Consider the following 13,092-nt stretch of genomic DNA (forward strand, 5'->3'; position numbering starts at 1 on the left):
GACGATGAAGGTCGGCATCACCGCCGGGTACTGGGGCGCGGGTCCACCGCGGCGGATGGAAGAGACGGTCGCCGAGGCCGAGGCGCTGGGAGTGGACAGCTTCTGGACTGCGGAAAGCTACGGCTCCGACGCCCTGACGCCGCTGGCCTGGTGGGGCGCGAAAACCGAGCGGATCGCGCTGGGCACTTCGGTATGCCAGATCTCGGCCCGTACCCCCACCGCACTGGCGATGGCCGCACAGACCATCGACCACCTCAGCGGCGGCCGGCTCATTCTGGGTATCGGAGCCTCCGGCCCGCAGGTTGTGGAGGGTTGGTACGGCCGGCCGTACCCGCGCCCGCTGGAACGCACCCGCGAGTACATCGAGATCATGCGCGCGGTATGGGCGCGGGAAGCGCCGGTGACATATCAGGGTCGGCACTACGAGCTCCCGTGCTCGGGCGGCACCGGACTCGGAAGACCGCTGAAATCGATCGTGCATCCGCTGCGCCGCGATATCCCCGTCTACCTGGGAGCCGAAGGGCCGAAGAATGTGGCCCTTGCGGCCGAGATCGCGGACGGCTGGACACCGCTGTGGTTCTCTCCGAAAAGTGATGCGTTCTACCGCGCCGCACTCGCCGAAGGATTCGCCCGGCCCGGATCGCGCCGCACGGCCGCGGATTTCGAGGTGGCCAATGTGTGCTGGCTGGTCGAGCACGACGACGTGGAGCGCGCCGCGGCCCGGCTCAAACCGGTGATCGCGCTGTACGCGGGCGGTATGGGCGCGAAAGAAGCCAACTTTCACAACGACGTGTTCGTCCGGATGGGCTGGGGCGAAGCGTGTGCGGAGATCCAGGAGCTGTACCTGAGCGGGCGTTCCGAGCTGGCGGCACAGGCGGTGCCGACGGAAATGGTGGAAGACGTCGCGCTCATCGGACCGGTCGACAAGATCTGTGAGGACATCGTGAATCGCTGGAAACCCACCTGCCTGACCACCTTGATACTCGGCGGCCGGCCGCGGCCCGAATCCTGGAAGCGGATCCTCGAGGCGGTGCGGTCGTGACAGTGGATCCCCGGACCCCGGTACTCGTCGGCGGTGGCCAGATCAGCGATCGCGCGGGTGGTCGCGAACCGGTCGAGCTCATCGCCGCCGCCGCCTTCCGTGCCGCCGACGAAGCGGGGAGCGCGAAGCTGCTCGAGCTGGTCGACTCGGTGCGAATCGTCGGCCTGCTCTCGTGGCGCTACCGGGATCCCGGTGCGCTGGTCGCTGCCCGGATCGGCGCCGAACCCCGGCGCACCGGATACACCGGCAGCGGCGGCAGTGTCCCGCAGGTGCTGGTGAATACGGCGGCCGAAGACATCGCGGCGGGCCGGGCGGATGTGGTCCTGATCGGCGGCGCCGAATCGTGGCGGACCCGGATGAAGCTGCGCGGCGAGGGAATCCGCCCGCAGTGGACGGTGCAGGACGAGTCGGTACCGGCCGCGCCGATCCTCGTCCCCGAAGTGCCGATGCGCTCGGCTACCGAGATGCGCGCCGGATTCGACCGGCCCGCCTATATCTACCCGCTCTTCGAACAGGCCCTGCGGCTCGGCGCCGGCCGCTCCATCGCCGAGCACCGCGACACGATCGGTGCGTTGTGGGCCCGGTTCAGCGAGGTCGCCGCGAGCAACCCGTATGCCTGGACACCGCGTGTGCACACCGCCGCCGAGATCACGACGCCCAGTGCCGCGAACCGCTGGATCGCCGCGCCCTATACGAAGCTGATGAACTCGAACAATATGGTCGAGCAGGGTGCCGCGCTGCTGCTGTGTTCGGTGGAGACGGCCACGAGACTCGGTATCGACCGGGAGAACTGGGTGTTCCCACAGTCCGGTACCGAGGCCCGCGACACCGACGATATCGCCGCTCGCGGCGCACTGGACCGATCACCGGCCATCCGCCTCGCCGGTGCCCGCGCGCTCGAATTGGCGGAGGTCGGGCTCGACGACCTCACCCATATCGACGTGTACTCGTGTTTCCCCTCGGCGGTTCAGGTGGCGGCCCGGGAACTGGGGCTGGCGGCCGATGACCCGAGCCGGCCGCCGACGGTCACCGGTGGGCTGACGTTCGCGGGTGGCCCGTGGAACAACTACAGCACCCACGCGATCGCGGCCATGGCGACCCGCCTGCGCGAAAACCCGGGAACCTACGGTCTGGTCACCGCGAACAGCGGCTACCTGACCAAACACGCTTTCGGCGTGTACCGCACCGAACCGCCCAGAGCCGGCTTCCGCCGCGACGATGTTCAGGCAGCGGTGGACCGGGAGCCGACCGTCCGCGCGGAACCCGAGTACGCGGGGCCCGCCACCACCGAATCGTGGACCGTGGTCTACGACCGCTCGGGAGAGCCGGAACGCGGCCTGCTCGCCGCGCGCACACCGGGTGGCGGCCGGACCCTCGCGAGCACGATCGAGCCCGATGCCGTCGCTCGGTTGGTGACCGCCGAGACCGCGGGAGAAGCCGTCCGGATATCCGGCGACGGAAGCTTTCACTTCATTACCGGCTGAGTGAACCAGCAGAGTCCTGAACTCGGCCATTGACCAAAAATACCTAACGACATAAGGTAAAAGTCAAGGATGCCCGAGCCGTCGGCGGGGCCTCTTGGGGGAGCAAGGAGAAAAGCATGTCCGCAGAAGATTTCCGCGCGCTGTACGAACGGCACGTCGGCCATGTCGTGGCGGGTGATATGAAGGCCGCGCTGGCCGATATGGTCCAGGAAAATCTGCCGGCAGTCTTCGAAGGCGTCACCGTGCCCCGGGGCGCGGTGAACGGCCACGAGATCAAGGCGGTCCGGGCCGAGGACGGGAAGCAGATCGGGGAGACGGTCTACGACACCCCCGACGGCATGATCGGCCTGCGTTCGATCTGGGAACTGCACGACGGCGTCTGGAAGGCCGCCGCGCTGGAGAACTTCCCGGTCCCCGGGGACCCCGCATGAGCGGCTCAGGCCTGGAGGCGGGAGCGGAGCGTAACCCCGTAAGGCCCCCGCTCGTGCCCGATGGACACAGCATGGGCGGGTCCAGTCTGGAGTCGGGAGCGGAGCGCAATTCCGCAAGCCCCCCGGTCGTGCCCGATGGACAGAGCACGAGTGGGTCGTGGCCGGAGACGGCGCCGCCCCATGACCTGCCCTGGGGCCCCGCCGAGGACGGGCTGGACCAACCGTATTGGGACGGTCTGGTCGCGGGCGAGCTGCGCCTGCAGCGTTGCGGGCAGTGCGGAGTGTGGATCTGGGGCCCGCAGTGGATCTGCGGTGCCTGCCATACCTTCGACCCCGGCTGGCAGGTAGTCGAACCGGTGGGCATCGTCTACAGCTGGGCGCGCAGCCACTACCCGTTCATCACCGAACTCGCCGACCGGATTCCGTACGTGACGGTCCTGGTGGAGCTACCCGCCGCCGGTTATCGCCGGGTGCTCGGAATTCTCACCGGCGAGGATGCCGAGGCCGTCCGGATCGGTGAGCGGGTCGTCGGGCATATCGAGCTCGACGAGGGCGCGACCTGGCCGCTGCTGCGGTGGCGGCGGGAAACCACAGAAGGAGCACCGTCGTGACCGGTTCGTTGCTGCGCGGAGCGGCCGCGGTGGTCGGCGTCGCGGATCTCCACTACACACGCGGCGCGGCGCCGCACGGTGAACTGCGGATGACCCTCGAGGCGATCGTCGCGGCCTGCGCCGACGCCGGGATCTCGCCGCGTGAACTCGACGGTTTCGTGTCCTACGCCGGTGGCGGCCACGACGGCGCGATACTCGGCGGGGCACTGGGCGTGGACGAGGTGCGCTGGTCGAACATGATGTGGGGCGGTGGTGGCGGTACCGTCGCCGCCGCGATCAACAATGCGGCGGTCGCCATCGCGACCGGCCAGGCCGAATGCGTCGTGGTGTTCCGGTCGATGGCCCAGCAGGACACCGGACGCCTCGGCTACGCGAAATACTTCTACGGGCCGCACTATCTCGCACACGGTGTCGGCTCGCCCGCCCAGGTATGTGCCCTGCGCACCCAGCGCCTGCTCGAACACGACGGCGTACCGCGCGAGGCGATGCGGGCCCTGGTGCTCGCCGCGTACCGGCACGCTCAGCACAACCCGGAGGCCGCCGGCTACGGCAAACCGCTCGACGAGCGGACCTACGAAGCCTCCCGGATGATCACCGAACCGTTCCACCTCTTCGACTGCTCCCGGGAAAGCGACGGCGCGGTAGCGCTGGTGCTGGTATCGGGCGAGCGAGCCAAGGCGATACGCCCAGACGCCGCATACGTCCTGGCGGGCGCCCAGGGGGCGCCCGGCGGCTATTCCTCGATCATCGACAACGACGACCTCTACACGAGCGCGGGTTTCGCGGGCCGGCCGGGCCGCCACGGAGTTGCCGACCGCCTCTGGGCCGCAGCGGGTCTGGGGCCCGATGATGTCGACGTCGTGCAGGTCTACGAGAACTTCAGCGGCCCCGCGGTGGCCGCCCTTATCGATCACGGCTTGGCCCCGGCGGGCCCGGCCGCGGGCGAGGTTCTCACGGTCGACAACCTCACCGCGGGAATCGGGAAACTGCCCGTCAATACCAGCGGCGGGAACATAGCGGATTCGTTCGTCAACGGCATGGGACTGGCTGTCGAAGCCGTCCGCCAGATCCGGGGCACGTCGACCAACCCCGTTGCCGACGCGCGTATCTCGCTGTTCATCGGCGGGCCGATGGCACCGCTGGTCAGCTCCACGCTGTTCGGTCGCGAAGACACCCTCTGAACCACCTCCGCACCAACCGAGGACGGATATGGACACCACCACTCTGGACCGCCGCGCCCTGTTCATCGGCGGCGAATGGGAGAAGCCGCAGACCGAGGCAACCGTCGAGGTGATCGAGGCGGCCACGGAAACGGTACTCGGCACTTCGGCATCGGGCACGGCAGCCGATATCGATGCCGCCGTAGCCGCCGCCCGCCGCGCGCTGCCGGCCTGGCGGGCGCTGAGCTCGACCGACCGCGCGGAGCACCTCGACCGATTCGCCGCCGCGCTGCGCACCCGGGCGAAGGACACCGCCGCCCTGGCCAGCCGGGAAAACGGTATGCCCATCGCGTTGTCGATCAATGTCAACGGGTACGCCCCGAGCCTCATGATGAGCTATTACGCGAACGCGGTCCGCGGCACCGAACGGGACGAGGTGCGGCCGAGCGCTTTCGGCGGTCGCACGGTGGTGCGCCGGGACTCGGTCGGAGTCGTCGCCGCGATCACGCCGTGGAACTACCCGCAGTCGCTGGCGGCGATGAAACTCGCTCCCGCACTGGCCGCGGGTTGCGCGGTGGTTCTGAAACCGGCACCCGAAACAGCCTTGGATGCTTACGTTTTCGCCGACGCCGCGGTAGAGGCCGGGCTCCCGCCCGGGGTTTTGAACATTGTCGTGGGCGGGCGAGAGGCCGGAGCCCATCTGGTCGAGCATCCGGGTGTCGACAAGGTGGCCTTCACCGGCTCCACGGCGGCCGGTCGCGCTATCGGCGAAGTGTGCGGGCGGCTGCTGCGGCCGGTCACCCTCGAACTCGGCGGCAAATCCGCGTCGATTGTCGCCGCCGATGCCGACCTCGAGGTATTCGCGGCGAACCTGCTCGAGGTGTCGCTGGTCAACAACGGGCAGACCTGCCACGCCGGCACTCGCATTCTCGCACCCCGCAGCCGCTACGCCGAGGTGGTGGAGGCGGTCACCGAAACCGTACGCGGCCTGCGGATCGGCGACCCACTGGACCGCGCGACCCAGATCGGGCCGCTGGTGAGCGCCGCCCAGCGCGACCGGGTCCTCGGTTTCATCGAATCGGGACGATGGGACGGCTATCGGATCACCACCGGTGGCGGCATCCCCGCCGACCTGCCCACCGGCTGGTACGTCGAGCCGACGGTATTCGAGGGCGTGCACAGTGCCGCGCGGATCGCCCAGGAGGAGATCTTCGGTCCGGTACTGACCATCACTCCCTACGACGGTGAAGCGGACGCGATCGAAATCGCCAACGATTCCCGCTACGGACTCGGCGGCACCGTGTGGACCACCGACGAGGAACGCGGGCTGGCGATTGCCGACCGAATCGAGTCGGGCACGGTCGGCGTCAATCACTACCAGCTCGACCTGGACGCACCGTTCGGTGGCGTCAAGGATTCCGGCTTGGGCCGCGAGTTGGGTCCGGAAGGACTCGCTCCCTACTACACCGCGAAATCCGTCTACTTCGGAACACGGTGAGCGCCATGGCAGAACGATCGGAGCCGACGATGTCCCTGCCGCTGCACGGCGTCCGTGTCCTCGACCTCACCGACGGGCTAGGCGAATCCTGCGGACGCTACCTCGCCGACCTGGGTGCGGAGGTTGTCCGTATCGAACAACCCGGCGGGTCGTATTCACGGTCCGCAGAACCCGTCGTGGACGGGGTGAGTATCCCCTTCGCGTTGCGCAATGCGAACAAGCACGCGATCACCGCCGACCTCACCACCGAGGCCGGCCGAGAGCGGTTGCGCGAACTGGCCGGTACCGCGGATATCCTCATCGAATCCCAGCCGCCCGGCCGGTTGACCGGCCTCGGCGTCGGCTCGGCCGAGATACATTCCGGCGCAACGGGTCTGGTGTGGGTATCGATCAGCGGTTTCGGCCAGGACGGACCGTATCGCCACTGGCAGGCCACCGAACCCGTCCTGTACGCCATGTCCGGTGTGCTGTCCCGGTCCGGTGCGCCGGGCGAGGAACCACTGCTGCCGCCCGCCGGACTGATCGAGGAAACGGTGGGCGTCCACGCCGCCTGGGCCGCATTGCTGGCCTACCACCGGCGCCTCGACACGGGTGCGGGTGACACCGTCGATCTCTCCGCATTCGAAGCGATCGTGCACGGTTTCGATCCCGGATTCGGCACGCAGGGGTCCGCGGCGGCCGGACGGTCAGAAGATTTCCCGCGCGGCCGTCCCGACGCGGCGAACTTCTATCCGGTGTTCCCGTGCCGCGACGGTCAGGTCCGGATATGCATGCTGGCGAAACGGCAATGGCGCGGAATGTTCGAATGGCTCGGTTCACCTGCGGAATTCGCCGATCCGAAGTACGACACCATCCCCGCCCGTTTCGCCGCGGCCGACACCCTGCACCCGCTGATCGAGAAACTCTTCGCCGAGCACACCCAGGCCGAACTCGTGGCCGAGGGATCCCGGCGCGGTGTTCCGGTCGGCGGAGTACACACGCTGACCGAGGTACTCGAAACGGAACACTTCGCCGCCTCCGGCGCCCTCGTGGACACCGAAATCGGCGCGGGCCTGCGCGCGCGGGTTCCCTCGGGCTACGTCTCGTTCGACGGCCGCCGAGCCGGATTCCGCACGCCGGCACCCGAACTCGGCGAACATGACGATGCTGCACCCCTGCGGGGTGGTTCCGTAAACTCCGCGACCGCCCGCACCGGCGGCGCCACGGACGACCGCGAATCGTCCGGTACCGGCGTCGGCGTGCCGGAATCCATGACCGCGGGTAGCGAATCGATCCGTAGGGGCAGTGGCGAGGCCGGCTCCTGTGCACTGGCTTCCGCAGGACCCGACCGCGAGTCAGCCCGCACCGGGGCCGCCGACTCGGCTCCGCTCGCGGGCCTGCGAGTACTGGATCTGGGGGTCATCGTCTTCGGGGCCGAGCTGAGCCGGCAGTTCGCGGACTACGGTGCCGACGTCATCAAGATCGAGAACGCGAACTTCCCGGACGGTCTGCGCCAATCCCGGCGCGGCTCCGCCCTCGCCGCCTCCGTCGCCTGGGGACACCGCAACAAACGCAGCCTCGGCCTGGACCTGCGCAGCGCCGACGGTATCGCGGTCTTCCGGCGGCTGGCCGCCGACGCCGACGTGGTACTCGCCAATTTCAAACCCGGCACGCTCGCTTCGATGGGCCTGTCCTACGACGTGCTCGCCGAACTCAACCCGCGCCTGGTCGTCTCCGAATCCAGCGCGTTCGGCAGCACCGGCCCGTGGCGAACCCGCCTCGGCTACGGCCCCCTGGTCCGCGCCTCGTGCGGTGTCTCCGCCCTCTGGCGCTACCCGGACGACGCGGAACTGCTGTGCGACGGCCAGACCGTCTACCCCGACCATATCGCCGCCCAGGTCACCGCGGTCGCGGTCCTCGCCACCCTGATCGGCCGCCGCCGCACCGGCCGCGGTACGCATATCGAAGTGGCACAGGCCGATACGGCCCTCGTCCACCTCGGCACCCAACTGGTGACCGAGGCTCTGCTGCCGGGCACGGTCACCGCGCCCGGCAACGCCGATCCGTACACGGCGCCGAGCGGCGTCTACGCCTGCGCGGGTGACGACGAATGGTGCGTCGTCACGGTGCATGACGACCACCAGTGGGCCGCGCTGTGCGGGGTACTCGACCGGCTGGACCTCCTGTCGGACACTCGGCTCTCGTCCGCCGCGGACCGCATCGCGAACAGACCGGAACTCGATCGGATCGTCGCCGCCTGGCTCCACGACCGCGACCCCCAGGGGGCCGCCGCCGAATTGCAGGAAGCAGGTGTCCCCGCCGGCGCGATGCTGCGACTCCCGCAACTGCTCACCGACCCGCACCTGACTGCACGGGGGTCCTACACGCAGGTCGAACACGACCAGCTACCCATGAGCTTGCCCGCCGCGGCCCGCGCGGCCGTATTCACCGGCATAGCCGACCCCCCGACCCGTCAGGCGCCGCTTGCCGGGGAGCACACCCGGGAGATCTGCACCGAGCTCGGCATGGACAGCGCCGAGATAGATGCGCTGATCGGGTCCAGGGTCCTGCAGACCTCGGCTACTGGCGCAACGCCGATCGCGAGCAGCCCACGGGAAAGTCGAGCGGTGCAGTCCCGGAGAGCCTGAATTGCTGCGCGGTCACCCGGATGGTCCGAACACGTCACGGCGTCGCCGAGCCGTTCATTGCCTCCGTGATCATCGCCCTCACGTCCTACCTATGGACCGCCTGGCTTTCATGGTGTGGAAAGCCTTCTCGTACACGGCTATCTCGCTGGGCTGAGTGATGGTCAGTTCAGCAGAGATGGTCTCGACCTGCACCATGCGGGTCGCCTCGCGCGCCTCTTTCGGGGTAGTAGTCAGCTCTCGAGGTAATCAGCGTGCGGCACGGCCCTGTCCCACACTCGGTTCCACACCGTCCGGCAGTGCCCAACGATCACGGGGTCTCTCGTGAGGGCCCCGCCCATGAACTGCCCCGAGGGCTCGAATACGGTGAATGCCACAAGGTCGTCATCGAATAGCCAGAAGTCGTCCGTCGTCAGCTCGGACGGATCTATCAGGTGCCGAGGCAGATACCGGATATCCTCGCCCGCCTCGATGTTCTGGTGGGCGACGACCAGCGACCACCGGGTGTAGTCGGTATGCGGCTCGGTGACCACCCGGGCACGCCGCATCCGCTTCCCACTCGAGGCGATCGCGTGCACGTTGTCGGCCCAGTCCTTGAACCACTCGTAATCATCGGGTTCGCCGGCCAAGAACCGCTGGAACGGCTCGGACTCTTCCGGTGTCTCGTAGGTGTCGAGCACTTCCAAGTGGTAGGCCGTCCGTTCGAACGTGTGGAAAAATTCGTCGAACGCCTCACCGCGTAAGAGCTGCATCGCCCCTGATCTCCTGTCCCACCGGCACCTCGAAGCAGGTCTCGTGATCCGGTATATCCGTCTGTGACAATGTCTCCGAGTCGATCACTGCCTCGCCGGAGAGCAAGAACGTGCCGTGACCCGTGTTCGGGAGCAACACGCCCAGGCGCTACTCGGTTCGAGGAATGCGAGTAGTGGATGCGAACTGTCCAGGACCTCATCATTCCTGCTCGAGTCCTCGGCAGTAATACGCCCACCACCGGGGATGAGTTCCGGACCCGCGAAATGTATCTCCGACTTGCAGTAATTGTTCGAGCCGATCCAGCACGCAAGGCGTGAGACACTGGGCCGTCCGGATGACCCAGGGGAATGGGAGGATTCAGTGTTCGCGCTCGTGGTGAGGTTCGAGTTGAAGGACGCCGAGGCAGCCGAAGGGTTCGATCGGCTGGTGGAAGAAACAGCCAAGGGAATCAGCGAACTCGAACCTGGGACACTTGTCTACGCGACTCATACCGTTGCCGACGCGCCCTTGTCCCGCGTGTTCTATGAGGTGTACCGGGATCGGGAGGCATTTGAGGAACATGAACGGCAGGCGCATACCCGCAAATTCCTCGACGAGCGCAGGAACTACACCTCCGATTTCAGAGTCGAGTTCCTCGCCCCTGTCGCGACCAAAGGGTTGCCAGCCTGAAAGGTTCAAAGCCGGTGGGCAATTCCGCGCCACACGGCCAAGCTGGTGACTGTATCGACTTCCTGTCGGCCTGCCCGAGAACGGGAATCTAGCGCCGTACGCCGATCCGCTCGGCGAGACCGGCCAGCGCCGGGTTGCGCTCCTGTTCCCGCAGCTCCTGGACGATCTGCTTCATCAGCGTCTGGTACCGCGACCAGTCTCGGCCACCCACACGCTCCGCAGTGAGCAGCAGGTCCTGGGCCTCCCGATACTTCCTGAGACGTGTCAACGCCTGCGCCCGGTCCAGCAGATGCCGAGCCTGACTGACCTGCGTCAATCCTGCGCCGCGGTTCGGCATATCCTTTGCCGCCGCGATGGCTTCCGGATACCGCTCGCTCGACACGTTGATATCGACTGTTTGCATGACTACCTGGCTGGCGCCGAAGTTGCACTCGTACCACTTCGTGTCGCCGGGCAGCCGCGCTGCCACCTCTCGAGCTGCAGCAGCCGTATCCAATGCCTCCCGAACGCGTTGGTCCCGGCCCGCGGCGGTCGCTCCCTGTAGCACCAGGGATCCGTACACCGACAACTGCTGTTCGGATACTTGGCCGGCCGGCTCTACGGATGCCGCAGCTCGCAGAGCCACCTTGTGCGACTCTTCATAGCGGCCCTGCACCAGCAGCTGCCAGGCGACCGACCCGCGCAATGTGGCTGCGAGCAACGGATCGTTGCCGCGCTCGGATGCCGACAGCGCCGAGCGGATCGCGACGAAAGCCGGATCTGCGTGGCCGAGATGCACCAATGTGCACCCGGTGACCCAGTACATACGAGCCAAAAGTTCGTGCGCGGTGGAAATTTCGTTGTTCTGAGCGGCGTGAGCGGTCGCCCGTAGTTGCGCGATCCCCGGCGGCAGGATCGAGGCCAGAGTCTCGTATCGACCGTTCCAGTAGGCACCCCACGCGTAGTCGACGGTGCGGCGAGCATCGGTCAACGACACGGGTGGCTCCGCGGGACGGTCGCCGATCAGATCGTCGACGGATGTCAGTGCCTCCCGGATCGCGACCACTCCGGCGCCGGGGTCTTCGGTCGGCATTCCGTACCTGTTGCCGACGAGGTCTGCGAGGTCGACGTCCAGGGCGCGCGCCAGCTTCTTGAGAGTGGTGACGCTGGCACCTTTTCTGCCTTGTTCGAGCTTGCGGATCGTCTCATAGCTGACGCCGGACTTGTCCGCGAGGCCTTGTTGGGTCAAGGCGCTACCGCGGAACTTCTTGATCTGCTGGCCAATGGTGATGTCCATGGTTGCCCTTCGGTGTGGCCGTATAGGTCCGAGAGTACCGCCGAAATGACCGGGAAAGGGGTACCTCCGGTACCTGCTGCGTGGAGGGGACCGGGCTTACATTCGAGCTCGTCACCCCGGCGTCTGGGCTGGTCAGCCAGCTTTATCGTCGGATGCTTCTCAGCGGGAACACACCAGGAGAACTGATGCACAGCGAGCAGAGTGAGGGATCCCGACCACCGTTGCCGAGGCGGGCGACGAACCAGGCCATGTCCGCGACGTTGACGCTATGGAGCGAGAGCGAGTGTTACGACCGCGCGACCATCGAACGTTGTCTCGAGGCGTTACGTGCTTTGGATGCGCCGATGGCCGTCGAGCAGTCCATCGTTCAGCAGGAAGTCGACGGTGTGATCGCCCGCTGGCGCGCCGAGCGCGAGGTGCGCCGTGCCTGCTGACGAGACACCCGAGAAGGATTCTCTGGCTGCGGAGTCGGAGTGCCGCAGTCAGGCGCCGATCCGCGGCAACGCGCACGCGCACCGCCTGCTCGCCCTCCACGCCGGGCATTCGTGCCGGCGTTACTTCGACGCCCTGCACCACACGACAGAGGTCCGCACATGACGAAGGCCGTGTCGCGGACCGTGGGGCGTACGCCGGTCGGCGTCGACGTGAACCGTCCGAGTCTTGCGCGGGTCTGCAACAGGCTGCTCGGCGGCAAGGACAACTACCAGCCGGACGATCACGTCGTCGCGCAGCTCGAACAAGCCGCACCAGGACAGCGCGCGGCAGCACGGCGGAGCCGTGAATTCCAGCAGCGTGTCTTGCAGTACCTCGCAAGCACAGTCGGGATAACGCAGTTCCTCGACCTCGGCGCCGGTCTCCCGGCACCCTCCGCCATCCCCAACACGCACCAGATCACCGGCCTCGGCGCGCGGGGCGAGGCCGACCGGCCGACCGTGGTCTATATCGACAACGATCCGCTGTGCAATGCGCACGGTCGCGCGCTGATGGCGGACAACGACCGAACGCATTACGTCATGGGCGACCTCACCGATCCAGCTCTGCTGCGCGACCCGACAGTGAGCACGTACCTCGACGCGGATGCGCCGATCGGCGTGTTGCTGTGCGGTGTTCTGCACCACTTCGAAAAAGACCTCGACCCGGGTGGGATTGTTCGCGGCTGGGTCGAGGTGCTGCCGTCCGGGTCCTTTCTGGCGCTCACCCACCTGTTCGACCCAGGCTCCGGCCACCCCCTGCACCCTTTTGCAGCCGCCTGTCAGGACCGGTACTTGTGCGCGCTGGGCTCGGGTTGGTTCCGGAGCCGCGAGGAGATCACCGGATTCTTCGACGGGATGGAAATACTCGCACCGTCGGTCGGCGCCGATCCTGGTTTGGTCGCGCCGGACCAGTGGTGGCCGTACGGTCCGCCGGTCCGGTTCAAATCCGTGGCGGAACGGCTGGTGACGGTGGGCGTGGGGTGGAAGCCGTGACGATCTCGGCCCCGATGGCCGAACGCGGCCGGTGCAGCCGATACGTGTAGCCGTGGCGGAGCCGCCTTTTGCGGGCGT

At 67.4% G+C, this 13,092-nt stretch carries 13 protein-coding genes; 11 read left to right on the forward strand and 2 right to left on the reverse strand.

The genetic code is table 11. From position 1 onward, the window contains the following. The first annotated feature begins 4 nt into the window (after positions 1–4). The 7 genes from NF4_RS20775 to NF4_RS20805 all read left to right on the forward strand — a co-directional run bounded on the left by NF4_RS20775 (position 5) and on the right by NF4_RS20805 (position 8,853). The gene (locus NF4_RS20775; protein WP_063129030.1) at positions 5–1,042 is read left to right on the forward strand and encodes an LLM class F420-dependent oxidoreductase; all 1,038 of its coding nucleotides are present in this window, start codon (positions 5–7) and stop codon (positions 1,040–1,042) included. Beyond that, positions 1,039–2,526: an acetyl-CoA acetyltransferase gene (locus NF4_RS20780; protein ID WP_063129031.1), complete on the forward strand. Its 1,488-nt coding sequence runs from the start codon at positions 1,039–1,041 to the stop codon at positions 2,524–2,526. The genes NF4_RS20775 and NF4_RS20780 overlap by 4 nt, the downstream gene beginning before the upstream one ends. Positions 2,527–2,642: 116 nt before the next feature. Then, positions 2,643–2,957, forward strand: coding sequence for a hypothetical protein (locus tag NF4_RS20785; RefSeq protein WP_063129032.1), 315 nt, complete (start codon positions 2,643–2,645; stop codon positions 2,955–2,957). Between the two features lie 71 nt (positions 2,958–3,028). Continuing rightward, a complete protein-coding gene (locus NF4_RS20790) occupies positions 3,029–3,568 on the forward strand; it encodes a Zn-ribbon domain-containing OB-fold protein (protein ID WP_084533292.1) in 540 nt (179 codons plus the stop codon). After that, positions 3,565–4,749 carry a thiolase C-terminal domain-containing protein gene (locus NF4_RS20795; protein WP_063129034.1) on the forward strand — a complete coding sequence of 395 codons (1,185 nt, stop codon included), beginning with the start codon at positions 3,565–3,567 and terminating at the stop codon, positions 4,747–4,749. Before NF4_RS20790 ends, NF4_RS20795 begins: the two co-directional genes overlap by 4 nt. A gap of 28 nt (positions 4,750–4,777) precedes the next feature. After that, positions 4,778–6,226 carry an aldehyde dehydrogenase gene (locus tag NF4_RS20800; RefSeq protein WP_063129035.1) on the forward strand — a complete coding sequence of 483 codons (1,449 nt, stop codon included), beginning with the start codon at positions 4,778–4,780 and terminating at the stop codon, positions 6,224–6,226. 29 nt (positions 6,227–6,255) lie between these two features. After that, a complete protein-coding gene (locus NF4_RS20805) occupies positions 6,256–8,853 on the forward strand; it encodes a CaiB/BaiF CoA transferase family protein (protein WP_063129198.1) in 2,598 nt (865 codons plus the stop codon). A gap of 230 nt (positions 8,854–9,083) precedes the next feature. Here the strand turns inward: NF4_RS20805 and NF4_RS20810 are convergent, their stop codons facing one another. Further along, positions 9,084–9,602: a DUF6879 family protein gene (locus NF4_RS20810; RefSeq protein WP_063129036.1), complete on the reverse strand. Its 519-nt coding sequence runs from the start codon at positions 9,600–9,602 to the stop codon at positions 9,084–9,086. A 361-nt stretch (positions 9,603–9,963) separates the two neighbouring features. Between NF4_RS20810 and NF4_RS20815 the strand changes: the two genes are divergently transcribed. Further along, positions 9,964–10,272: a putative quinol monooxygenase gene (locus tag NF4_RS20815; RefSeq protein WP_063129037.1), complete on the forward strand. Its 309-nt coding sequence runs from the start codon at positions 9,964–9,966 to the stop codon at positions 10,270–10,272. 88 nt (positions 10,273–10,360) lie between these two features. Here NF4_RS20815 and NF4_RS20820 read toward each other — a convergent pair whose 3' ends face one another. Beyond that, a complete protein-coding gene (locus NF4_RS20820; protein ID WP_063129038.1) occupies positions 10,361–11,548 on the reverse strand; it encodes a helix-turn-helix transcriptional regulator in 1,188 nt (395 codons plus the stop codon). A gap of 185 nt (positions 11,549–11,733) precedes the next feature. On the opposite strand from NF4_RS20820, the gene NF4_RS20825 reads away from it, so the two are divergent. From NF4_RS20825 to NF4_RS20830, 3 genes are read left to right on the forward strand one after another with little or no spacing between them, the layout of a single operon-like run. Beyond that, complete coding sequence (locus NF4_RS20825) at positions 11,734–11,982, forward strand: hypothetical protein (protein WP_157120476.1); 249 nt, start codon at positions 11,734–11,736, stop codon at positions 11,980–11,982. Beyond that, positions 11,972–12,145 (forward strand): hypothetical protein, encoded by a 174-nt coding sequence (locus NF4_RS37885; protein ID WP_157120477.1) that lies wholly within the window; start codon positions 11,972–11,974, stop codon positions 12,143–12,145. The genes NF4_RS20825 and NF4_RS37885 overlap by 11 nt, the downstream gene beginning before the upstream one ends. Next, entirely contained in the window at positions 12,142–13,014 is an 873-nt protein-coding gene (locus tag NF4_RS20830) for an SAM-dependent methyltransferase (RefSeq protein WP_063129040.1), read from the forward strand. The genes NF4_RS37885 and NF4_RS20830 overlap by 4 nt, the downstream gene beginning before the upstream one ends. Positions 13,015–13,092: the final 78 nt, after the last annotated feature.

Origin of the sequence: Nocardia fusca NBRC 14340 (assembly GCF_001618425.1) — a bacterium.
In the GTDB taxonomy this organism is placed as follows: Bacteria; Actinomycetota; Actinomycetes; order Mycobacteriales; family Mycobacteriaceae; genus Nocardia; species Nocardia fusca.